Source organism: Streptomyces spinoverrucosus (genome assembly GCF_006539505.1).
Taxonomy (GTDB): domain Bacteria; phylum Actinomycetota; class Actinomycetes; order Streptomycetales; family Streptomycetaceae; genus Streptomyces; species Streptomyces spinoverrucosus.
The window spans coordinates 214,819-236,062 of record NZ_BJND01000019.1 but is presented as its reverse complement, the minus strand read 5'-3'; the positions used below and the strand labels follow the sequence as shown (position 1 = coordinate 236,062).

General features: G+C 69.9%; 21 protein-coding genes. 8 read left to right on the top strand and 13 right to left on the bottom strand.

Annotation, left to right across the window (positions count from 1 at the left end; genetic code table 11):
* Positions 1-3 precede the first annotated feature (3 nt).
* From SSP24_RS14445 to SSP24_RS14430, 4 genes are read right to left on the bottom strand one after another with little or no spacing between them, the layout of a single operon-like run.
* Positions 4-1,152 carry a branched-chain amino acid ABC transporter permease gene (locus SSP24_RS14445; protein WP_141309912.1) on the bottom strand — a complete coding sequence of 383 codons (1,149 nt, stop codon included), beginning with the start codon at positions 1,150-1,152 and terminating at the stop codon, positions 4-6.
* Entirely contained in the window at positions 1,149-2,030 is an 882-nt protein-coding gene (locus SSP24_RS14440) for a branched-chain amino acid ABC transporter permease (protein ID WP_141309911.1), read from the bottom strand. The genes SSP24_RS14445 and SSP24_RS14440 overlap by 4 nt, the downstream gene beginning before the upstream one ends.
* Before the next feature lie 5 nt (positions 2,031-2,035).
* A complete protein-coding gene (locus SSP24_RS14435) occupies positions 2,036-2,842 on the bottom strand; it encodes an ABC transporter ATP-binding protein (RefSeq protein WP_141309910.1) in 807 nt (268 codons plus the stop codon).
* A complete protein-coding gene (locus SSP24_RS14430; RefSeq protein WP_141309909.1) occupies positions 2,839-3,597 on the bottom strand; it encodes an ABC transporter ATP-binding protein in 759 nt (252 codons plus the stop codon). Before SSP24_RS14430 ends, SSP24_RS14435 begins: the two co-directional genes overlap by 4 nt.
* A gap of 188 nt (positions 3,598-3,785) precedes the next feature.
* Between SSP24_RS14430 and SSP24_RS14425 the strand changes: the two genes are divergently transcribed.
* On the top strand, positions 3,786-5,081 hold the full coding sequence (locus SSP24_RS14425; protein WP_141309908.1) for a PucR family transcriptional regulator: 1,296 nt from the start codon (positions 3,786-3,788) through the stop codon (positions 5,079-5,081).
* Complete coding sequence (locus SSP24_RS14420; protein WP_218037083.1) at positions 5,078-5,743, top strand: TetR/AcrR family transcriptional regulator; 666 nt, start codon at positions 5,078-5,080, stop codon at positions 5,741-5,743. The genes SSP24_RS14425 and SSP24_RS14420 overlap by 4 nt, the downstream gene beginning before the upstream one ends.
* Positions 5,744-5,874: 131 nt before the next feature.
* Here the strand turns inward: SSP24_RS14420 and SSP24_RS44895 are convergent, their stop codons facing one another.
* Positions 5,875-6,339, bottom strand: a complete 465-nt coding sequence (locus SSP24_RS44895) for a MarR family winged helix-turn-helix transcriptional regulator (RefSeq protein ID WP_280527081.1) — start codon at positions 6,337-6,339, stop codon at positions 5,875-5,877.
* 122 nt (positions 6,340-6,461) lie between these two features.
* Between SSP24_RS44895 and SSP24_RS14410 the strand changes: the two genes are divergently transcribed.
* The 4 genes from SSP24_RS14410 (at position 6,462) to SSP24_RS14395 (ending at position 11,137) form a co-directional block, all read left to right on the top strand.
* Positions 6,462-7,949, top strand: a complete 1,488-nt coding sequence (locus SSP24_RS14410) for an MFS transporter (protein WP_229865402.1) — start codon at positions 6,462-6,464, stop codon at positions 7,947-7,949.
* 63 nt (positions 7,950-8,012) lie between these two features.
* On the top strand, positions 8,013-8,939 hold the full coding sequence (locus tag SSP24_RS14405) for an NADP-dependent oxidoreductase (RefSeq protein WP_141309906.1): 927 nt from the start codon (positions 8,013-8,015) through the stop codon (positions 8,937-8,939).
* A 90-nt stretch (positions 8,940-9,029) separates the two neighbouring features.
* On the top strand, positions 9,030-9,734 hold the full coding sequence (locus SSP24_RS14400) for a type 1 glutamine amidotransferase domain-containing protein (RefSeq protein WP_141309905.1): 705 nt from the start codon (positions 9,030-9,032) through the stop codon (positions 9,732-9,734).
* Positions 9,735-9,817: 83 nt separating this feature from the next.
* Positions 9,818-11,137, top strand: coding sequence for an aldehyde dehydrogenase family protein (locus SSP24_RS14395; protein ID WP_141309904.1), 1,320 nt, complete (start codon positions 9,818-9,820; stop codon positions 11,135-11,137).
* Between the two features lie 317 nt (positions 11,138-11,454).
* On the opposite strand, the gene SSP24_RS14390 is transcribed toward SSP24_RS14395, so the two are convergent.
* The 6 genes from SSP24_RS14390 to SSP24_RS14365 all read right to left on the bottom strand — a co-directional run bounded on the left by SSP24_RS14390 (position 11,455) and on the right by SSP24_RS14365 (position 17,273).
* The gene (locus tag SSP24_RS14390) at positions 11,455-12,207 is read right to left on the bottom strand and encodes a phosphotransferase family protein (RefSeq protein WP_218037082.1); all 753 of its coding nucleotides are present in this window, start codon (positions 12,205-12,207) and stop codon (positions 11,455-11,457) included.
* Entirely contained in the window at positions 12,200-12,982 is a 783-nt protein-coding gene (locus tag SSP24_RS14385; protein WP_141309903.1) for an SDR family oxidoreductase, read from the bottom strand. The genes SSP24_RS14390 and SSP24_RS14385 overlap by 8 nt, the downstream gene beginning before the upstream one ends.
* 1 nt (position 12,983) lies before the next feature.
* A complete protein-coding gene (locus SSP24_RS14380) occupies positions 12,984-14,213 on the bottom strand; it encodes an acyl-CoA dehydrogenase family protein (protein ID WP_141309902.1) in 1,230 nt (409 codons plus the stop codon).
* 355 nt (positions 14,214-14,568) lie between these two features.
* Positions 14,569-15,261: a TetR/AcrR family transcriptional regulator gene (locus tag SSP24_RS14375; protein ID WP_141309901.1), complete on the bottom strand. Its 693-nt coding sequence runs from the start codon at positions 15,259-15,261 to the stop codon at positions 14,569-14,571.
* 172 nt (positions 15,262-15,433) lie between these two features.
* The gene (locus SSP24_RS14370) at positions 15,434-16,072 is read right to left on the bottom strand and encodes an HAD family hydrolase (protein ID WP_141309900.1); all 639 of its coding nucleotides are present in this window, start codon (positions 16,070-16,072) and stop codon (positions 15,434-15,436) included.
* A 1-nt stretch (position 16,073) separates the two neighbouring features.
* Positions 16,074-17,273 (bottom strand): acetyl-CoA C-acyltransferase, encoded by a 1,200-nt coding sequence (locus SSP24_RS14365; RefSeq protein WP_141309899.1) that lies wholly within the window; start codon positions 17,271-17,273, stop codon positions 16,074-16,076.
* 198 nt (positions 17,274-17,471) lie between these two features.
* On the opposite strand from SSP24_RS14365, the gene SSP24_RS14360 reads away from it, so the two are divergent.
* Together SSP24_RS14360 and SSP24_RS14355 are read left to right on the top strand one after the other, a co-directional pair.
* Complete coding sequence (locus tag SSP24_RS14360; protein WP_141309898.1) at positions 17,472-18,332, top strand: alpha/beta fold hydrolase; 861 nt, start codon at positions 17,472-17,474, stop codon at positions 18,330-18,332.
* Positions 18,333-18,336: 4 nt separating this feature from the next.
* Positions 18,337-19,158 (top strand): SCO6745 family protein, encoded by an 822-nt coding sequence (locus SSP24_RS14355; protein ID WP_141309897.1) that lies wholly within the window; start codon positions 18,337-18,339, stop codon positions 19,156-19,158.
* A 192-nt stretch (positions 19,159-19,350) separates the two neighbouring features.
* On the opposite strand, the gene SSP24_RS14345 is transcribed toward SSP24_RS14355, so the two are convergent.
* Together SSP24_RS14345 and SSP24_RS14340 are read right to left on the bottom strand one after the other, a co-directional pair.
* Positions 19,351-20,124, bottom strand: a complete 774-nt coding sequence (locus tag SSP24_RS14345; protein ID WP_141309896.1) for an SDR family NAD(P)-dependent oxidoreductase — start codon at positions 20,122-20,124, stop codon at positions 19,351-19,353.
* Entirely contained in the window at positions 20,121-21,128 is a 1,008-nt protein-coding gene (locus SSP24_RS14340) for an NADP-dependent oxidoreductase (protein ID WP_174864646.1), read from the bottom strand. Before SSP24_RS14340 ends, SSP24_RS14345 begins: the two co-directional genes overlap by 4 nt.
* Positions 21,129-21,244 lie beyond the last annotated feature (116 nt).

The following is a 21,244-nucleotide window of genomic DNA, read 5'->3' as shown; positions in this document are numbered from 1 at the left end:
GGTTCATTCCTTTTCCGTGCGGGGCGGTGCGCCCACGGGTTCGGCGTCGACAACTGCGGGGTCCGCGGGGGTGACCGTCGCGGAGGGTTCGGATGCGGCCCGGGACTCCGGCTCCGTGTCCGGCGCGGATTCGGTCTCGGGCGTCCGGTCGAGGCCGGCGGTGGTGCGGGGCAGGCGATCCGCGACAGCGGCCCGGACACGCCCCGGCAGACCGGCCAGTCCCGTCGGGGCCACGAACATCACCGCGATGATCAGCAAGCCGAACACCACTCCCGGTGCCGCCTCACTCACGTCCTGGGACACGCTCGGCACGTACATCACGAACGCCGCCCCCAGCAGGGGCCCGTACAGCGAGGCAAGTCCCCCGACGACCAGGCCGGCCAGCAGCGTGATGGACAGAACGAAGCTGAAGGAGTCGGGCGAGACGAAGCCGATCACCCAGGTGTACAGGCACCCGGCGACACCCGCGAACATCGCGCTCCACGCGAAGGCGAGGGTCTTGTGCAGCGCCAGCCGTACACCCATGACCTCGGCGGCGCTCTCGTTGTCCCGTACGGCGAGCAGCGCCCGGCCGACCCGGGACCGCAGCAGGTTGCGGGCGAGCAGCAGGGCCACCGCGGTGACGGCGAGGACGACGAAGTACATCCACTGGTCCTCGGCCAGCCCGCTCCACGCGGGCGGCTGCAGCTTGTCCACGGTCAGGCCCATGGAGCCGCCCGTCACCGGTTCGAGCCGCTTGAGCAGGGGCGGCAGGAACACCGCGAACGCGAGGGTGACCAGGGCCAGGTACAGACCGCGCAGCCGCAGCGCGGGCACTCCGAATCCCAGGCCCAGCAGGAAGCATCCGGCTGCCGCGACCGGCAGCGTGGCCAGGTGACCGATGTCGTACCGGTCGAGCATGACGGCCGCCGTGTAGGCGCCCGCCGCGAAGAACGCGCCGTGCCCGAGCGAGATCTGCCCGCCGAAGCCGACCAGCAGGTTCAGTCCCGCCAGCGCCACCGCGTACAGGAGCACCATGGTCAGCTGGAAGACCTGGAAGGGGGCGAAGTAGAACGGTGCGCCGACGGCGAGGGCCGCGGCGAGCAGGACGGTGAGCGCGGCCCGCAGGCGCCGGGAGCGGTCCGTGCCGAGTGTGGCGACGATCGTGCTCATGCGCGTTCCACCGCCGCTCGTCCGAACAGCCCCTGCGGCCGCGCCAGCAGCACCGCCAGAATGATCACCAGCGGGACGCCCACCTTCAGATCGGCGCCGACCACATCGACGTACGCCCCGGTCAGCGTCTCGGCGACACCCACGAACAGGCCTCCGACGACCGCACCGACCGGGCTGTCGAAGCCCCCGAGGGTGGCCGCGGCGAACGCGTAGATCAGCACCCCGCCCATCATGTTGGGCTCCAGGAACAGCACCGGGGCGACAAGGACGCCCGACACCGCGCCGACCGTCGCGGCCAGCCCCCAGCCGAGCATCAGCACCCGGCTCACTCGGATGCCCGCCAGCCGGGCGGAGGCCGGGTTGCAGGCGACCGCCCGCATCACCAGGCCGGCGGAGATGTGCTGGAACAGCAGGTACAGCAGGCCCATGACGACGGCCACCACGCCGATGATCCCGAGCGTCGACCAGTCCACGCGCACCCCGGCCAGGTCGATGCCGCCGTCGGGGAACTGCTGCGGGAAGTCCTTCACGGTGAAGGACCAGATCAGCCCGGCCATCGCGTTGACGAAGACGAACAGGCCGACCGTGACGATGACCACCGTCAGCTCGGGCGCGCCCTGCACGGGGCGGATGACGATCCGCTCGATCAGCATTCCACCGGCGAAGGACACCGCGAGGGTGACGGGCAGCGCCAGCCAGAACGACATCCCGGACGCCACCAGCTGCCATGCCACGTACGTGGAGATCATGGCGAGCTCGCCCTGGGCGAAGTTGACGATCCCGGTGAAGCGGTGGATCAGCACCAGGGCCAGGGCCAGGCTGGCGTACACCGCGCCGGAGCCCAGTCCTTCCGTCACTTGCTGGAGAAATTCGGTCACGGCGCTCACCCGGCCTTGCGGGAGCTGACGGAGACACCGAGGTACACCTCGGCGACCTGCCCGTCCTCCCGGATCTGTGCGGCCGGTCCGGACAGCACCAGCCGGCCGGCCTCCAGTACGTGGGCCTGGTGCGCGACGTCCAGTGCCAGTTGGGCGTTCTGCTCGACGACGACCACGGTGGTGCGTTCCTCCTCGTTGACAGCACGGACGATCTCGAACAGCTCGCGGGTGACCAGCGGGGCGAGCCCCAGGGACGGCTCGTCCAGGAGCAGCAGGGAGGGCCGCAGCATCAGCGCCCTGCCGATGGCGAGCATCTGCTGCTCCCCGCCGCTGAGGCTGCCGGCGGCCTGACGGGACCGCTGGCGCAGCTTGGGGAAGTAGTCGTAGATCCGTTCCAGGTCGGCCGCCACGGCAGCACGCCCGGCACGGCCCCGCCGCCCGAGACCGGTGCGCAGGTGGGCGCCGATGCGCAGGTTCTCCTCGACGGTCAGGTCGTTGAAGGTGCCCCGGCCCTCGGGCACATGCGCCACGCCGAGCCGGGCGGCCTGCTCGGGCGAGCGGCCCAGCAGTTCCGTACCGTTCAACGTGACCGAGCCGCGGCCGCGGACCATGCCGCACAGGGCCCGCAGCGTCGTGGTCTTGCCCGCGCCGTTGGGTCCGAGGATCGCGCACACCTCGCCGCGTGCGACAGAGAAGTCGAGGCCCTGAAGCACGCGGGCCTGGCCGTATCCGGCGTGCAGGTCGGAGACCTTCAGGAAGTCCGGCTCCGCACTCTCCGCGGACTCGGTGCGGCCGGTGGTGGGCTCGCTCATGCGGCCACCCCCAGGTACGCCTCGACGACCGCCGGGTCGCGCTGGATCTCCTCCGGCGGGCCCTCGGCGATCTTGCGGCCGAAGTCGAGACAGACCACCTTGTCGCACAGGCCCATCACGAATGCCATGTGGTGTTCGACCACCACGAGGGTGAGGTCGAAGTCCTGGCGCACCGCCCGGACCAGATCCGCGAATTCGTCGACCTCGCCATGGCTGAGCCCGTTGACGGGTTCGTCGAGCAACAGCAGCCGCGGCCGTACCGCGAGCGCCCGGGCGAGTTCGACGCGTTTGAGCGTGCCGAACGGCAGCCCGGCGGCGGGGTGGTCGGCGACGTCCGCGAGGCCCAGTCGCCGTAGCAGGTCGTCCGCCTGGTCACACAGTTCCCTCTCCTCCCGCCGGACGCGGGGCAGCCGGAGCGCCGCGGCGAGGTGTCCGGTGCGCCCCCGGCTGTGGGCGCCGACCATGACGTTCTCCCGGACCGTGAGTCGCGGGAACAGGCCGAGGTTCTGGAAGGTGCGGGCGATGCCGCGCCCGGCCACGGCGTGCGGCGGAAGGGCGAGCAGGTCCTCACCCTCGAACCGCACCGTTCCGGCATCGGGGGTGCAGCGCCTGGTGAGGCAGTTGAACAAGGTGGTCTTGCCGGCTCCGTTCGGCCCGATGAGCCCCACGGCGGTGCCCGGCTGGACGGTGAACGCGACGCCGTCCAGTGCCGTGATCCCGCCGAAGCGCACGGTGATACCTTCGACCGCGAGCATGAGTGACGCCCCTTCCGACGTGCTGGGGGGTGGGCGAGCGTCACAGTAGGTGGGGGTGTTCCGGGCGCACATTGGTTGTGAGCACCCAACTTCCGGGGCGCCGGACTGTGCGCCACGCACAGGTCCCCGCAGATGTCTCACCCCGACCCTGTTGACGGAGCACGAGGCGGACGGCGACGATCGGCGCCATGCCTCGCGGTCCCGCTCCGGGCACCCCCCGACTCTCCGAACCGCTCCGCCAGGAGCGGCGGCGGATCCTGCACGCCGTACACGACCGGATCGAGGAGGTGGCGGAGACCGCCGTCGAGGTGATGCGCGCGGAGATCCCGTCGTACGCACTCCAGGACGAGCGGTTCTTCGGCGACGTACGGGAGCAGGTGCTCGAGCACTACCGGATGCAGTTGGCGGCGCTGGTCGGCGACCGGGACATCGCCCCCGAGGACCTGGTGTTCAGCCGCGCGGCAGCGATGCGCAGAGCCCGGGCGGGGTTCGCCCTGGAGGACTGGATCAGTGCCTTCCGGGTCGGCCGGCAGGTGCTGTGGGACGCGCTGCTGCACTGCGCGGGCACGTCCGCCGAGGCCCAGCAGGCCGCGCTGTCCCTCGTCACACCGCTGATGAGGTACGTCGACTACGCCAGCACCCATGCCGCACAGGCATACGTCGAGTACCAGCAGCACGTGGTGGCGGACGCGGACCGGGAACGCCGGGATCTCCTGGACCAGCTCCTGATCGGCGTGGCACCGACGCGAGGTCCGCTGTCCGCCGCGGCGCAGGCCTACGGCATCGGGCCGCGCTCGCCGATGATGGCGGTCGTGGCGGTGTGCGTCGGCGACACCCGTACCGGAGACCTCACCTCGGCCGAGAACGGGTACGCCACCAGCGCGTCGATCAGCGTCGCCGGACCCTGGGCCGGCAGGACCCTGGTCGTCGTGCGGCACGGCGAGGTGGTGGCCGTGCCCGTGGTCCGGGCCGGCATGAACGCGGAGGACATATGCGCCCACTTCGAGGCCGTGCAGCGGCGGCTCGCGCGCGAGGGGACCATGCTCTCCATGGGCATCAGCACCGTCGCACAGGGCGCTTCCGAACTGCCGCGCGCCCACGCGGAGGCGCGGGCCGCCCTCGACCTGGTGCCGAGCGGGGGCGGGGTGGCGGCGCTGCCGCGGCTGTCCCCCTTCGACTACCTGGCGCTGCGGGCCGACGACCTCGCCCGCCAGCTGGTCGACTGCCGCGTGCGGGCGCTGCTGGAGGAGGACCGCAGACGTGGCGACACGCTGGCCGCCACCATACGGGCCTTCGCGGAGGCGGACCTCAACCTGCGGCTGGCCGCCGACCGGCTGCGGATCCACCACAACACGGCGCACTACCGGTTGCGCCGGATCGAGGAACGCACCGGCCGCAATCCGCGCCGGATCGCCGACCTCCTGGAACTGCTGGTCGCCCTCGCCATTCGCGACGGGGCCGGGGAAGGTGAGGACGACCAGTGAGCGGCATCGTGGAGTCCGCCGGAACCGAGGCGGCGCGTCAACGGCCGGGCGAGCAGGGGGGCATCGGCCCGTCGGAGGGCCACGCCGGTCAGGACAGCTCGATCCGGCGCGCGCTGCTGAACGCCGCGCTGGACGTGTTCATCGAGCGCGGTTACACCGACGCCGGCCTCACCGAGATCGCGGCGCGCTCCGGCATCCCGGTGGGCAGCCTCTTCCAGCACTACGGCGGGAAGCGAGGGCTCTACCTCGCCCTCTGGGAGGAGTTCCGGGAGGAGCAGGAGCGCCGGACCGCGGCCACGGTGACCGCCGAGCGCAGCCGCGGGGTGGAGGACCCCATCGCCCTCTTCGTGGCCGGAGCCAGGGCGTACCTGGAGGGTGCCTGGGACAACCGGCGGCTCGGCAGACTCCTCGTGGAGGACGACGGCCCCGCGGGCTTCGACGCGCTGCGCCGCCAGTGGGACCGCGCGTGGGTACGGCGCAACGCCCGGCTCCTGGAGGTGGACGAGCGGCGACGCGCCGGGCGGGTCCGGGTGAGGGTGCTGACCACCGTCATCGGAGGGGCCGCGCGCGAACTGGGCGACTGTGGGGACGAGTCGGAGGCCCGGGAGATCGTGGACGAGGTGTGCGGCATCCTGATCCATCTGTCGGCACCGCCTGGCTGAAACGCGCGGCGCATGACTCGATGTCGGCAGGCTCGCCTGTGCGGCCCTCGGTCAGCTTGTTGCGCACCACACGTTGAAGGTCTTCGCGAACCTACCCAGGTCAAATGCAGCGGTCGGCACCCCGGCTGCGATCAGGTTGTCTCCTCGGGGTGCAGGCGCCCCAATAGCTCGTAGAGACTGCGGCGGCCCTCCTCGTCCAGACGCGCAAAGGCTGCCGAGGTGGCCCGCATGTCGGCTCGGATGAGGCGTACTGCCTCCCTGCCCTCTTCGGTGGCGACCACGTTCTTGATCCGCCGGTCGGCGGCGTCGGCGTGTCTGGAGACCAGTCCACGCGCCTCCAGCCGGTCGACGAGTCCGGTGATGTTGGAGGCGTCGCAGGCGAGCCGCCCTGCGAGGGCGCGCATGGGCAGCGGTTGCCGAAGCAGGATGAGCATCTTGGCCTGCGTCATGGTGAGGCCGTGCACTGCGGCCGCCGCTGTCAGGTCCCGGTAGTAGCCGGCGGCGGCGCGTGCCAAGCGCTCCATGAGTGCGTGGTGGGAAGGGTCGCTGTCCTGCGCGGCGGAGCGGTCGGCGGGCGGGGCGGGGGTGTGGGCCATGCCTCAAGTGTAGAGGGAAGCTCAACGTTTGACTTCCTCAACCTTTGAGGTCTACCGTCTCCGTCATTGCTTGGCTGCATCAAGCATCTAATGCTCGACCAGTCCCCCGTCGGGAGAAAGCCGTGTCACAACCCCTTGCTCCGCCGCATGGCCGACACCGAGCCGAGACCGCAGTCGTCCTTGCGCTGAGCCTCGCCGCGATGATCGTGTCGATGATGCAGACACTGGTGGTGCCGATCCTCGGCCTGATCCAGAGCAGCCTCGGCGTCGGCTCCGCCGAGGTCAGCTGGGTCACCACCGCGACCCTGCTCTCGGCAGCCGTCTTCACCCCGCTGCTCGGCCGCTTCGGCGATCAGCACGGCAAGAAACCGACCCTCGTCGGCGTGCTGGCGGTGATGATCGCCGGTTCTGTCCTGGCCGCCACGACCGACTCGCTGCTCTGGCTGATCGTCGGCCGCGTGCTGCAGGGCGCCGCCACCGCGATCTTTCCGCTCGCTCTGTCGGTGCTCCGCGAGGAGGTCCCCGCTCGCCGTCTGCCGGGAGCGATGGCACTGGTCAGCGGCACCCTGGCGTTCGGCAGCGGTTTCGCACTGGTCACCACCGGCCTGCTGACCCGCGGCGAGGACGCCGACTACCACCGCGTCTTCTGGCTGGCCACCGGCCTCGCAGTCGTCACCCTGCTCGCCGTTGTCGTCCTCGTACCAGCGAGCCGCACCAAGACCGGCGGACGCACCGACATGCTCGGCGCCCTCACCCTCGGCCTCTTCCTGGTTCTCCTGCTGCTGCCGATCTCCCAGGGGCACGAGTGGGGCTGGACATCCGCCCGTACGCTGGGCAGCTTCGCCGGGGCGGTCGTCATGGCCGGCGTCTGGAGCTTCACCGAGAGCCGCGTCCGCGAACCCATGGTCGACATGAGGATGTTCCTCCACCGCCCGGTGCTCCTCAGCAACCTCGCCGGCCTCTTCGTGGGATTCGGGATGTTCGCCCAGTTCCTCGGCGTCTCCTACCTGGCGCAGGTGCCGAGGGACGTCGCAGGGTACGGCTTCGGCGCCTCCGTTCTCCGCGCTTCCGTCGAGTACCTGCTGCCGAGCACGATCGCGTCCCTCGTCGCCTCCCAGTTCGGTGGCCTGCTGATCCGTAGGACCGGACCACGCCTCACCCTCGCCCTCAGCGCGATGATCGGCGTCGCCGGCTTCACGTGGCTGGCCGCCGCCCACTCCTCGACCCCCTCGGTCATCGGCGCCGGAATGGCTGTCGGAACAGCCATCAGCCTCGGGTACGCCGCGATGCCCGCCCTCATCGTCGCGGGGGTGCCACCCCACCAGACCGGCATCGCCAACGGCATCAATTCCATCTCCCGGTCCGTCGGCAGCGCGATCGGCAGCGCGCTGATCACCTCGCTGCTCGCCTCCAGAACCATCCAGAACCTTCCGGCCGGAGTGCCTCCGCTGCCCGCCGAGAGCCAGTTCACCCTGAGCTTCGCCCTTGCCGGTATCGCCTTCGCCTTCGTCCTGGCCCTCTCGCTGGTCGGCCTCAAGCGGGAACAGCAGGCGCTCCGTACGGAACACCTGCCCGCGACGGAGCCGGCCGCTGCCCCTACCGCTGCCTGACGAGCCCCACCGCGATCCGCACCACTGCACCACTGCACCACTGCACACCGAGGAGTCACCACCATGAAAGCCATCACCTACCGCACCTACGGCGGCCCGGAAGTCCTGGAGTACGGCGATGTGCCGAACCCGAAGCTAGGCGTGGACACCGTGCTGGTCCGCGTGAAGGCCGCCTCCGTCAACCCGGTCGACTGGAAGATCCAGGCCGGGTACCTGGACGCCGTCATGGACGCCGTCTTCCCCGTCATCCCCGGCTGGGACGTGGCGGGCGTCGTCGAGGAGACCGGTGCCGGAGTCACCGAGTTCACTCCAGGTGACGAGGTGATCGGCTACGTCCGTGAGGACTTCGTCTCGCGCGGGACCTTCGCCGAGTACGTCGCCGCCCCGGTCCGTACGCTCGCCCGCAAGCCCGCCAACCTCTCCTTCGAGGAGGCTGCCGGCCTTCCGCTGGCCGGCCTGACCGCGTACCAGGCGCTGACACGATCCCTGCGGGTGCGGGCCGGCAACACCGTGCTGGTGCACGCCGCGGCGGGTGGCGTCGGCTCCCTGGCCGTACAGATCGCACGATCGCTGGGCGCCCGGGTGATCGGCACCGCCAGTGAGTACAACCACGCCTACCTGCGAGGACTGGGAGCGGAGCCGGTCGCCTACGGCGAGGGCCTCACCGACCGCGTCCACGCCCTCGCGCCGCAGGGCGTGGATGCCGTCCTCGACCTCGTCGGCGGGGACGCCCTGAAGGTCTCGCCAGGGCTGCTTGCCGAGGGCGGCCGCCTGGCCTCGGCCGTGGACGGCGCCGTGCTCGGCCTCGGTGGCGGGTACGTCTTCGTGCGACCCGACGCCCGGGACCTCGAGGCTCTCACCGAACTGGCCGAGCGCGGGGAGCTGCGGGTGGACGTGGCCGCAGCGTTCCCCCTTGAGCAGGCCGCCGACGCCCAGCGCCTCAATCGCGAGGGCCACACCCGCGGCAAGATCATCATCACCGTCGCCTGAGCCACCGCTCGCCGCCGCACACCACCGGCACCCAGCCGGACAACACCCCCCACCACCGCGCGACCCGCGCGCACTTCGAAGGAGACAGTTGTGACCGCAGTTCTGTTGGTCGTCACCGGCGCCGACCACTGGACGCTCGCCGACGGCACCCTGCACCCCACCGGCTACTGGGCCGAGGAACTCGCCACACCGCACCGGCTGTTCCGCGAGGCCGGGTTCGATGTCACCATCGCCACACCCGGCGGCGTGGCTCCGACCGTCGACGCCGTCAGCCTCGCCGCCGAGTCCACCGGCGGCAAGGATCAGGCCGACGCCATCGCCGCGTACCTGGCTTCCATCCGCGCCGACTTGGAGAACCCGGTAAAGGTCGAGGAGGTCGACCTCGACGTGTACGCCGCCGTCCTCTACCCCGGTGGCCACGGCCCTATGGAGGACCTCGCCGTCAACGCCGACTCCGGTCGCCTGCTCACCGCGGCGCTGGACTCCGGCAAGCCGCTCGGGGTGCTGTGCCACGCCCCCGCAGCCCTGCTCGCCGCCCGGCGCGAGGACGGCAGCTGGCCGTTCGCCGGTTACCGCATGACCGGCTTCACCAACACCGAGGAGACCGCAGCCGGCTTCGCCGACAAGGCCAAGTGGCTGCTCCAGGACCGCCTGGTGGAACTGGGAGCCGACTTCCAGGCCGCGGCCCCGTTCAGCGAGCACGTCGTGGCGGACCGCAATCTGCACACCGGTCAGAACCCCGCCTCCTCGGCGCAGCTCGCCCGGAACCTCATCGACACCCTGAACCGCGGCTGATCCCTTGTCCGAAGCCGACGCCCGGGGTGCCCCGCGGCGCGGCGACAACGCGCCCGTCCACGTACCGCACCTGTGAGGGAACCATGAACAACCCTGCGCCCCAGCAGCCAGCCGAGCTCCTCGCCCGGCTGCGCGCCACCTTCCGCGCGGGCAAGACCAAGCCCGTGTCCTGGCGTACCAGGCAGCTGCACCGGATGCGTACCCTGCTCACCGAGCGGGGGGAGACATTCGCCGCGGCGCTCCACGCCGACCTGGGAAAGAGCTCCACCGAGGCTTACCGCACGGAGATCGACTTCGTCATACGCGAGATCGACCACACCCTGGAGCATCTCGACGGGTGGCTGCGCCCCGAACCGGCCCCCGTCCCCGCGTTCATCGGCGAGGCGAGTGCCTGGACGCAGTACGACCCGCTGGGCGTCGTACTGGTCATCGCCCCCTGGAACTACCCGGCGCAGCTGCTGCTGGCCCCGGTGGCCGGTGCCCTGGCCGCGGGCAACGCGGTGGTCGCCAAGCCCAGCGAACTGGCCCCGGCCACCTCCGCCGCCCTCGCCCGCCTCGTGCCGCAGTACCTCGACACCGACGCGGTCGCCGTGGTCGAAGGCGGTGTCGCGGAGACCACTGCCCTGCTGGAGCAGCGTTTCGACCACATCCTCTACACCGGCAACGGCACGGTCGGCCGCATCGTGATGGCCGCGGCCGCCCGGCACCTCACGCCCGTCACCCTCGAACTGGGCGGCAAGTCCCCGGCGTTCGTGGACCGGGGCACCGACCTGGACACCGTCGCCGCCCGCCTCGCCGCCGGGAAGTTCCTCAACGCCGGGCAGACCTGCGTCGCGCCCGACTATGTCCTCACCGACCCCGAGACCGCACGCGCTCTGGAAGCCGCCTTGGCCAAGGCCATCGAGGGGCTGTACGGGGCCGACCCCGCTGCCTCCCCGGAGTACGGCCGTATCGTCAGCGAACGCCACTTCGACCGGCTGACCGCGCTCCTCGACTCCGGCCGTCAGGCCACCGGCGGCGCGTACGACCGCGAGACGAAGTACATCGCGCCGACCGTCCTGGCCGAGGTGTCGCCGGACGCGCCCGTCATGCAGGAGGAGATCTTCGGCCCGATCCTCCCGATCGTCGAGGTGGCCGGGCTCGACGAGGCCATCGACTTCATCAACGACCGCGACAAGCCGCTGGCCCTGTATGCGTTCACCGAGTCCGACACCACCCGGGAGCGGCTCGCCGCCGAAACCTCCTCCGGCGGCCTCGGGTTCGGCCTGCCGCTGGCCCATCTCACCATCCCCGACCTGCCGTTCGGGGGCGTCGGGGAAAGCGGCATGGGCAGCTACCACGGCCGCTACTCCATCGAGACCTTCAGCCACCGCAAAGCCGTCCTCGCCAAGCCCCTCAGCTGATCCCCCCAGCCGTGCGTGAACACGGCGGAAAGAAACATTCCCACCATGAGCACTCTCCCCACCACCAGCCGCGCACGGCACCTGGTGGCCGTACGGGTGTGCCTCGTCGATACGATGACCGCGGGCAGGCGATCGGTTCAGACGCCTGCCGTGTCCGCGACTTCGTGGGCCTTCGCCACCAGTGCGTCGATGCGCTCTGCGGTCGGAGTCCCCGGACGCGGCCTTGTTCCGCGGTTCGTCCATCGCGCGGCGCATGACGCCCTCCGCGATGATCGCGACCTTCCACAGTCCCATCGCGTGCCAGTAGCCCAGCGCCGTCAGGTCGCGTCCCGACGCCGCCGCGTAGGCCGCCACGAGTTCCTCGCGGGGCGGGAAGCCGTCGAGAGCGGTCGCGACGAAGTCGCCCGAGGTGTTCTCACTCTTGGCCGGCCAGTAGGCCAGCAGGCTGCCCATGTCCGAGCGTCACCTCGATGGTGCTCCGGCACGGCCGCGACGAGGCGCCGGGTGAGGTCCTCCAGGGCGGGCAGCTCGCGGGTCCTGGACCTCTCCCACTGGGCCGACCACCGCTTGAGCTGACGCTGCGCATACGGCTTGTGGCCGGCCAGACCGGTCAACCCGGTCACCTCGAGATCGATCGCATGGACCTTCGCCAGCGTCCGCGGCAACGACATCCCGATCGCCCGGCGGCGCTCGGGCGTCAACGACCGCGCGATCGACATCCTGTCGACGACCTCGCCGTCCACGAACTCCATGAGCAGCAGCGGGACGTCAGTCACGGCGGGATCATCGGTCAGCCCGAGCACCCGCGGGGTCGGGACGGCAGTGCTCTCCAGGGCGGTCAGAATCCGCGCCTCGCGGGCCACGTCGTGCGCCGACGCCAGCAGGCGACCCAGCGGTGGGCGCCGCAGGACCCATCTGCGGCCGTCCTGATCCTGTACGAGATACGTCAGATTCGACTGGCCCAGCCCGATCCGCCGGAAGGTCAAGGGCCCGGCGAAGTCGACGCCGAGGGTGGCGAACCAGCGGCCCACCGCCCCGGCGTCGATTCCGACGATGTCCGCGCTAGACACCGATACCGGCTCCTTGCCTGAACGGGAGCGCGTCACCGAGCAGTTGCCCGCCGTCGATCACCATCGTCTCGCCGGTGATCCAACTCGCGGCGTCCGAGACGAGGAAGGCGACCGCGGAGGCGATGTCGGCAGGCTCCCCTATGCGGCCCAGGGCCACCGAGGCGGACACGGCCTGCTCGTGCTCCTTCCACAGAGCCTCGGCCAGCTTCGTGCGCACCACACCCGGTGCCACCGCGTTGACGCGGACCTTCGGCGAGAGTTCCAGAGCCAGTTGCCTGGTGAGATGGATCAGTGCGGCCTTCGAGGCGTTGTACAGCCCGATGTTCGCCTCGGAGGCCATGCCGCCCACCGACGCGGTGTTGACGACCGCCCCGCCGTGCTCCCCCATCCAGGCCCGCGTGGCCAGACCCGTCCACAGGACGGGCGCCCACAGGTTCACGTCGAAGGTCTTCGCGAACCGGCCGTGGTCCTGGTCGATGACCGGCCCAAAGGCCGGGTTGGTCCCCGCGTTGTTGACGAGGATGTCCAGGCTGCCGAAGCGCTCTAGCGTCAGATCCACACAGCGCCGGGCCGCCTCTTCGTCGACCGCGTGCGCACCGACGCCGACCGCTGTGCCCTCGACCTGGGCCGCGGCGGCGTCCGCCGCCTCCTGGGACCGGGAGGTGAGGACGACGTTTCCGCCGGCAGCGGCGATGGCCTGGGCGATCGCCAGCCCGATACCGCGCAAGGCCCCGGTGACGACGGCGGTGCGACCGGTGAGATCGAGTCCTGCCATCTCAGCTCACCGCCGCCGTCGCCGCGTCGCGGTACTGCCGCAGTTCCTGTTTGGCGATGGCCCGCTTATGGACCTCGTCGGGACCGTCCGCGAGCCGCAACGTCCGCAGACCCGCGTACATCATCGCCAAGGGGAAGTCGTCGGTCACTCCCGCTCCCCCGTGCACCTGTATCGCGCGGTCGACGATCTTCAACGCGATGTTCGGAGCGGCCACCTTGATGGCCGCGATCTCGGTGCGCGCTTCCTTGTTCCCGACCGTGTCCATGAGATACGCGGCCTTGAGCGTGAGCAGGCGGATCATCTCGATGTCGATACGCGCTTCCGCGATCCAGTCCTGGATGTTGGACCGTTCGGCGACCGGACTGCCGAAGGTCACCCGTGACTGTGCGCGCCGGCACATCAGTTCCAGCGCCCGCTCGGCCGCGCCGATGGCCCGCATGCAGTGGTGGATACGACCGGGCCCGAGCCGGGCCTGGCTGATCGCAAAACCCTCACCCTCGCCCTTGAGCAGGTCCTTGGCCGGCACCCGGACATCCTCGAAGATGATCTCCGCGTGGCCCTCGCGGTCCGCGTACCCGAACACCGGGAGGTTCCGGAGCACGGTGACCCCGGGGGCGTCGATCGGGACGACCATCATCGACTGCTGGCGATGCGGGGCCGCCGTGGGGTCGGTCTTGCCCATCACGATGAGCACCTTGCAGTTCTTGTGCATCGCGTTCGAGGCGAACCACTTGCGGCCGTTGAGGACGTACTCGTCGCCGTCGCGCTCCATCCGCAGCTCGATGTTGGTGGCGTCGGAGCTGGCGACACGCGGTTCGGTCATCGCGAAGGCCGAGGCCATCGTTCCGTCGAGCAGTGGCTTGAGGTACTTCTCCTTGTGCTCGTCGCTGCCGAACAGCGTGAGCACCTCCATATTGCCGGTGTCGGGCGCGTTGCAGTTGCACGCCTCGGAGGCGATGTGGCTGCGCCCCATGATCTCCGCCAGCGGCGCGTACTCGAGGTTCGTCAGACCGGGGCCCCACTCCGGATGCGGGTGGAACAGGTTCCACAGTCCACGCCTGCGCGCCTCCGCCTTGAGTTCCTCGAGGATCGGCGGGTGGAAGTGCGGGTCACCCGACGCGCGCATCTGCTCGTGGTACACCGCCTCGGCGGGGTAGATGTGCGAATCCATGAACTCGAGCAGATCCGCCCGGTATTTCTTGGCGCGGTCCGACATCTCAAACAGGGACATCCGAACTCCTGACGGATAGGGAGGGAAAGTTGGGCGGGCGCGGGCCGCGGAATCGGCGTAGGTGCCGTCCGCGTCGTTACTCAGTTGGCTCTTGATGGTGGCCATGGATGCCGGGGAGCAGCGCCTCGCCAGATCAGCGGCATACGCGACGGCGGCATCCACCACGCTGCCGGTGGGGACCAGGCAGGTCCGCTGCCCGGCTGTACCCCACCAGCCGGGGCAACAGCCAACTGCTGGATCTGCTCGGGGTCCGACACTAATTGAATCCGACGTCAAGTTCAATAGATGCCCTCACGGAACCACATGGAGAAAGCCGCCCAACCACAGGGGTATGGGCGGCTACGAGGCCGACGGATCAGCGGTGGCCGGGGAACCGCAGGGCGTTCGCCCAGAGGCGGGTGACCGTGGACACGAGTTCCTCGAAGTCCACCGGCGCATCCTCTTCTTGCGCTTCACTGCGCACGAAGGCGTTGTAGGCCATGACGCTGACCATGCCGGACAGCGCCCGGGACGCCATCATCGGATCGACCTCACGGTCTGCGACACCCCGCGCCTGCAGCTCGGCGATGCCGCGGGCATTGCGGCGGATGAACGCGTCGGCGCGCCGCCTTCGGAACTCACGGAACTCCGGCTCCACTTGGGCGACTTGCTCGAGCAGTGCCATCAGCTTCGCGTTCCGCTTGTATGCCGCGAGATAGGCGCGATTGCTCGCCTCCAGTACCGCATAGGGATCATCGGTACCCTGCACCCGGCCCATGCCGGGGTGCATCATGTCCTCCTGCGCCTCCAGGAGGACGGCGGCAAGCACCTCTTCCTTGTTGGCGAAGTAGGTGTAGAAGGATCCCGCCGCGCACTGAGCCTCTTTGGTGATGTCCGTCAGGCGGGCGTCGAGGTAGCCGTCCCGCTCGAACACCTTCCGCGCGGCCTTCACCAAAGCGGCCCGTGTCCGCGCTCCACGCTTCGTCGTGGGTGGCTCACGAAGGTGCGAGAGGGGCGCCATGGGCGGTGCCTTCTCGCCGTCGATCTCCTCGGGCGCAGTAGTGTCCATCCAGGAAACTGTACTTGAATCCGACACCACAATCATAAACCCGCGAGGCGGGACGCTCAGTGGCGGTGGGCGGCAACGTCGGCGGGCGCCGTGTCACATGTCGGGAGTGGCGGCCGCGTGGCGGCACAAGTGGCCGGATGACCGGCCTCACTGCGCTCGGTCGGTCGATCGGTCAGGCGGTGATCCCGAAGCGTTCGGCGAGTTGGCGGCGGGTGTCGGCGGCGCTGGTGTGCAGTACGCCCCCGATTCCGATCCGTGCCGCGCCGTCAAGGTTCTGCTGCAGATCATCGATCATGACTGCCTCCTCGGGATCGATGCCGAGGCGTTCACATGCGATCGCGTAGATCCGCCGGGAGGGTTTGCGGATCCCGACCTCGGCGGAGATGACGATCGCATCGGCAACAGCGGCGAGTTCGACACCGTCGTAGGTTCCGGTACCGAACGAATTGGACACGAGCGCAACGGGATGGCCGGCGGCTCGGAGATCACCGAGCAGCGCGAGCATGTCCCGGTCGATCGACATTCCCGCTTGTATCCGGGCCGTGAGCCCCTCGGCGGATACGTCCGCGCCATGGACGCGGAGACGTTCGGCGAATCCTCGCTCGAAGGCTTCGGTGTCGATACGGCCGCACTCGTGGTCCGTGAGGAGGATGCGTGATGGTTGGTCGCGGGCCAGGAGGTCCAGCGGCAGGCGCGGGTCGCCGCCGAGCGAGGCGCCGAAGTCGGTGAAAGCCCGCAACACACTTGAGGTGATGACACCACCGAAGTCCACCAGGACCGCGCTTCGCGCCTTGTCCGTCACACTCGACATCTCAGGCAACCTCGAACAGCCCGGCCGCGCCCATACCGCCGCCGATGCACATCGAGATCACCACATACCGAACGCCCCGGCGCTTGCCCTCGATAAGGGCATGCCCCACCAGCCGGGCACCGGTCATTCCGTACGGATGGCCGACCGAGATGGCGCCGCCATTGACGTTGAACCGCTCCGGGTCGATGTGCAGTTCGTCCCGGCAGTACAGCGCCTGGGAAGCGAACGCCTCGTTGAGTTCCCACAGGCCGATGTCGTCGATGGTGAGGTCGTGCTGCTTCAGCAGCTTCGGAATGGCGAACACCGGCCCGATGCCCATCTCGTCCGGCCCGCAACCGGCAACGGTCATACCCCGGTAGACCCCCAGCGGTTCCAGTCCGCGGCGCTCGGCCTCCTTCGACTCCATCAACACCGACGCCGAGGCCCCGTCCGACAACTGCGAGGAGTTGCCCGCCGTGACGGTGGAATGCGCGCTCACCTGACCGTCGGGCAGCACCGGCGCCAACCCGGCCAGGCCCTCAAGCGTCGTCGACGCGCGGTTGCCCTCATCCCGGGCCAGGGTCACCTCCTCGTCCCGCACCTCTCCGGATTGCTTGTCGAAAACCTTCTTGACGCTGGGAAGCGCGACGATCTCCTGGTCGAACCGGCCGGCCTCCTGCGCCGCCGCGGTGCGCTGCTGTGACACCAGCGCGAACTCGTCCTGGCGTTCGCGGCTCACGCCGTAGCGTTCGGCGACGACCTCAGCCGTGTGCAGCATCGGCATGTAGATGCTCGGCTTGTGCTCGACCAGCCAGGGATCCGCCATGCGGTGGGTGTTCATGTGGTTGTTCTGCACCAAGGAGATCGACTCGACACCGCCGCCGACAGCGACCTGCATGCCGTCCGTGACTATCTGCTTGGCGGCCGTCGCAATCGCCATCAGGCCCGACGAGCACTGCCGGTCGATCGACATCCCCGACACGGTGTCCGGAAGTCCGGCACGCAGAACGGCCTGACGCGCGACATTGACACCGGAGGATCCCTGCTGCACGGCGCAGCCGAAGATCACATCCTCGACCTCACCTCCCTCCAGCCCGGCGCGCTGCACGGCCTGCGACAGGGCGTGGGCGGCGAGTTCCTGCGCCTGGGTGTCGTTGAAGGCGCCGCGGTAAGCCTTTCCGATCGGTGTCCGTGCCGTCGAAACGATGACTGCTTCCCTCATGTCGCCTCACTGCTTCCTTTCGGTTCGGTTCTTCCGTGAGCTGGGGGGGCCGGAAAGCGTTGAGGGCTCGTTGACCGTCTCCTCGGGTGACCGATGACAACGAGCCATGGCCACGGGGGTGATGGGAGTCGGCCTTCCGACCCGTTATAGTTGAATTCGGCGTCAAGTTCAATCATCAGAGTCGGTGCGTGGAGGTGGATGGTGACCCAGCTGAGCATCCGCACGGGTGTGGGCGTGTTCGACGCCATCGCGGCGGGTCCGCCCGAAGGTCGCCCGGTGCTGTTGCTGCACGGTTTCCCGCAGACAGGGCTGGTGTGGCAGCGGCAGATGGCGGCGCTGGCGGCGCACGGCTACTGGGTGGTGGCACCCGACCAGCGTGGGTACTCCCCCGGCGCCCGCCCCCAGCGACCCGAGGACTATCGCATCGGCCTTCTCGTCGACGACGTGGTCGCGATCAGCGAGCAACTGGGCTGGGCGGCGTTCGATCTGGTCGGCCATGACTGGGGAGGCGCGGTGGCCTGGTGGACCGCGCACGCCCATCCCGGCCGGGTACGCACCCTGACGGTTGTCTCGACCCCGCACCCCGGCGCACTTGCCACCACCCTGCGCACCGACCAGGATCAGCGCCAACGCTCCCACTACATGATCGACTGGCGCGAAACACCCGCGACCGAGGAGCGCATGCTCGCCGACGATGCCCAAGAGGTTCGGGGCTTCTTCGCCGGAAAGGTCCCGCAGGACAGTGCCGAGGCCTACGTACGACACCTGTCCCAGCCGGGCGCTCTCACCGCGGCGCTCAACTGGTACCGGGCCGGCCGCCCCGACGGCACGATCGGCGTCATCGACGTGCCCACGCTGTACGTCTGGAGCACGGGGGACAGCGCGTTCGGCCCGGCAGCCGCACAGCAGACCGGGCGGTGGGTCAACGGGCCGTACCGGTTCGAGACCCTCCAGGGCGTCAGCCACTGGATCCCCGAGGAGGCTCCCGAAACGCTGAGCCGCCTGCTGCTCGAACACCTGCGAGCGAATACCCCGTTCGTCGACTCTCCGAAGAGGTGACCCCATGAAGGCAGCACGCACGGCCTGGCGCCGTCTCGAGCCCCTACACGCCATGATCTACTTCGTCCCCGAGGGAAGGCGACGGTACGCGGACCTCGGCCTGAGCGGACGCGCCGGGTACTTCACGTCCCGGAGCGCCGCGTTCGGCCGAGCATCCGCCGAGCTGGTCATCTCGACCTTCTACAACTTCAACCCCGATGTCGTACGGCAGGCGGTCGACGGAGCCTGGGACGCGACGACGCCGCAGCAGGTGTTGGACGCGCGGTACGCCGCGGCGTGCGAAGCCCTGCGACGGGCGGAAATCCACGAGTTGCCCAACTTGCCCGAAGTCCTGGCGCTGACCCGCCGGGCCGCCGAGGCGGCTTGCGAACATGCGCAAGGCCGCCCGCTGTTCGCCGCTCATGCCGCGCTGCCTTGGCCGGAGGAGCCGGTACTGCAGCTGTGGCATGCCCAGACCCTGCTCCGGGAGTTCCGCGGGGACGGCCATGTCGCGTGCCTGCTGAGCGAGGGCGTCGGGGGCTTGGAGGCCCTGATTCTGCACGCCGCGACCGGTGACGTTCCCGTCGACTTCCTCAAGGCGAGCCGTGGATGGCCCGAGGAGGAGTGGGCCGGCACCCAGGAGCGCCTGAGCGAGCGAGGTCTCCTCGACGGCGACTCCCTCAGCCCAGAAGGCGTACTCCTGCGCCGCCACATCGAGGACCGCACCGACCGTCTGGCCCTTCCTGCCTACGCCCCCCTGGGTGACGCCGGCTGTGAGCGCCTCGCCGAACTCGCGAGCCCCTTCGGCCGCGCGGTCGTCGACGCCGGCCTTCTCAACCTGGGCTGACCGCGGACCGGGCTCGCCGGTCAAGTTTGCCGCCGTCAGTCCGTACGACGTTGTCCGCCCGGCCGCCGGCAGCGGCGGGGCAGCGACCTGCTGATCGAGCTGGAAGAGCGCATCACCCATGAGGAACTCGTGGCGGCACCAAGTGCGATGCCCACTGCAGCCCGTGGCGGACACGGGCTGCAGTGAGCCTTCTCAAATGCCGACGGGCTTGCCCGGACCAGGCACGTGACGGAAACGGAACGGCTCCGGGTCGCGTCCGGCCTGGATGAACCAGCACTCCCCGGTGCCGTCGCCGGTGACGATCCGCAGCACCGTGTCCGCCACGACCTCGGCCGGGATGATCGGCAGTTCCTGCTCGGCGAGCATGCCGCGCAGGTGGTCGATGATCCGCGACTCTGCGAACCCCGGGCAGACGGCGTTGAAGCGCACGTTCTGACGCGCGAGAGCCGGTCCCAGGGAGCGTGCGAGTCCCACGACCGCATGCTTGTTGGCCGCATACAGCGGATCCAGCGGTACCGCCGCCAGGCCCGCCAGGGACGCGGTCGCCACGATCGCTCCTCCGCCGCGGGCCCGCAGCGCCGGCAGCACCGCATGGGTGCCGAACACCACGCCGTCGAGGTTGGCCCCCATCGCACGCCGGTAGCGCGCCAGGTCGAAGTCCTCGCCGACGCCACATCCGGTCGCCACCCCCGCGTTGAGAAACGCGATGTCGACGCCGCCGCACTGCTGCTCGGCGAACTCCACCAGCGCACGGTTGGCCTCGAGGTCGGACACATCGCAGGCACGGAAATGGCCGTCGATCATCTCGGCCACCTCGCGGCCGCCCCGCGCGTCGAGGTCCGCGACCACGACGCGCGCCCCCGCCTTGGCCAGCGCCAGCGCCGTGGCCCGGCCCAGTCCGCTCGCCCCGCCGGTGACGATCGCCACCTTGCCCTGGAGCGCGGCCCCGCTCTCGGCGGCCGTCATGCCAGCTCCAGGACGAGCTTGCCGACGTTCTCGCCGCGGAAGAGCATCTGCAACGTCTCGGGGAAGTCGTCCACGGTCCCCCTGACCACGTGTTCCTTGACCTTGATGCGGCCGGCGCCGATCCAGGCGGAGATCTCCTGGGCGGCCTCCGTGTAGCGCCCCGCGTAGTCGAAGACGACGAAGCCCTCCATGCGGGCGCGGCGCACCAGCAGCGAGAGGTAGTTCGAGGGGCCCTTGACCGGGGTGGCGTTGTTGTACTGACTGATCGCACCGCACACCACGACGCGCGCGTGCATCGCCAGCCGGGTCAGGGCTGCGTCGAGGATGTCACCTCCCACGTTGTCGAAGTAGACGTCGATGCCGTCGGGGGCGTGGCCGCGCAGTGCCTTCCTGACGTCCTCGGCGCGGTAGTCGATCGCCGCGTCGAATCCCAGTTCGTCGGTGAGCAACGCGCACTTCTCCGGCCCTCCCGCGATGCCCACGACCCGGCAGCCCTTGGCCTTCGCGATCTGACCCGCGATGGTGCCGACCGCGCCGGCCGCCCCCGACACCACGACGGTCTCGCCGTCCTTCAGCGCCCCGACGTCCAGCAGGCCGAAGTAGGCGGTCATGCCGGGCATGCCCAGCGCGCCCAGATACGTCGAGGGCGGGGCGAGGGACGTGTCGATCTTCATGGCGCCCCTGCCGTCGGAGACCACGTACTCCTGGACGCCGAATGTTCCGACCACGTGATCGCCCGGCTGGAAGTCGGGGTGGTTCGATGCGGTGACCTCGATGACCGATCCGGCGCGCATCACCTCACCGATGCCCACCGGCGGCAGGTAGGAGGGACGGTCGTCCAGCCATCCCCGCATCGCCGGGTCCAGGGAGATCACGCGAGTCCGGCCCGCGAACCGGCCCGGCCCCGGCTCGTCGACGGAACCCGCACAGTGCTCCCAGTCATTGGGTCTGACCTCGCCCACAGGGCGGGCTGCCAGACGGATCTGGCGGTTGGTCGCAGACATAGCGCCTCCTGTCGTCGCGGCTCCCCGGGAGCATACCGACCAGTAGGTACGTCGACTGGCGTGATATTGCCCACAAGCCACGGGCGGGATCCGGGGCCGGAACGAGGCATGTACGC

What these genes read in the sequence shown, in the direction of transcription:
- SSP24_RS14340 (WP_174864646.1), bottom strand. Translation starts at nt 21,128, where the DNA reads ATGTCTGCGACCAACCGCCAGATCCGTCTGGCAGCCCGCCCTGTGGGC.
- SSP24_RS14355 (WP_141309897.1), top strand. Translation starts at nt 18,337, where the DNA reads ATGAAGGCAGCACGCACGGCCTGGCGCCGTCTCGAGCCCCTACACGCC.
- SSP24_RS14405 (WP_141309906.1), top strand. Translation starts at nt 8,013, where the DNA reads ATGAAAGCCATCACCTACCGCACCTACGGCGGCCCGGAAGTCCTGGAG.
- SSP24_RS14385 (WP_141309903.1), bottom strand. Translation starts at nt 12,982, where the DNA reads ATGGCAGGACTCGATCTCACCGGTCGCACCGCCGTCGTCACCGGGGCC.
- SSP24_RS14395 (WP_141309904.1), top strand. Translation starts at nt 9,818, where the DNA reads ATGAACAACCCTGCGCCCCAGCAGCCAGCCGAGCTCCTCGCCCGGCTG.
- SSP24_RS14430 (WP_141309909.1), bottom strand. Translation starts at nt 3,597, where the DNA reads ATGCTCGCGGTCGAAGGTATCACCGTGCGCTTCGGCGGGATCACGGCA.
- SSP24_RS14365 (WP_141309899.1), bottom strand. Translation starts at nt 17,273, where the DNA reads ATGAGGGAAGCAGTCATCGTTTCGACGGCACGGACACCGATCGGAAAG.
- SSP24_RS14345 (WP_141309896.1), bottom strand. Translation starts at nt 20,124, where the DNA reads ATGACGGCCGCCGAGAGCGGGGCCGCGCTCCAGGGCAAGGTGGCGATC.
- SSP24_RS14435 (WP_141309910.1), bottom strand. Translation starts at nt 2,842, where the DNA reads ATGAGCGAGCCCACCACCGGCCGCACCGAGTCCGCGGAGAGTGCGGAG.
- SSP24_RS14375 (WP_141309901.1), bottom strand. Translation starts at nt 15,261, where the DNA reads ATGGACACTACTGCGCCCGAGGAGATCGACGGCGAGAAGGCACCGCCC.
- SSP24_RS14445 (WP_141309912.1), bottom strand. Translation starts at nt 1,152, where the DNA reads ATGAGCACGATCGTCGCCACACTCGGCACGGACCGCTCCCGGCGCCTG.
- SSP24_RS14360 (WP_141309898.1), top strand. Translation starts at nt 17,472, where the DNA reads ATGGTGACCCAGCTGAGCATCCGCACGGGTGTGGGCGTGTTCGACGCC.
- SSP24_RS14425 (WP_141309908.1), top strand. Translation starts at nt 3,786, where the DNA reads ATGCCTCGCGGTCCCGCTCCGGGCACCCCCCGACTCTCCGAACCGCTC.
- SSP24_RS14380 (WP_141309902.1), bottom strand. Translation starts at nt 14,213, where the DNA reads ATGTCCCTGTTTGAGATGTCGGACCGCGCCAAGAAATACCGGGCGGAT.
- SSP24_RS44895 (WP_280527081.1), bottom strand. Translation starts at nt 6,339, where the DNA reads ATGGCCCACACCCCCGCCCCGCCCGCCGACCGCTCCGCCGCGCAGGAC.
- SSP24_RS14370 (WP_141309900.1), bottom strand. Translation starts at nt 16,072, where the DNA reads ATGTCGAGTGTGACGGACAAGGCGCGAAGCGCGGTCCTGGTGGACTTC.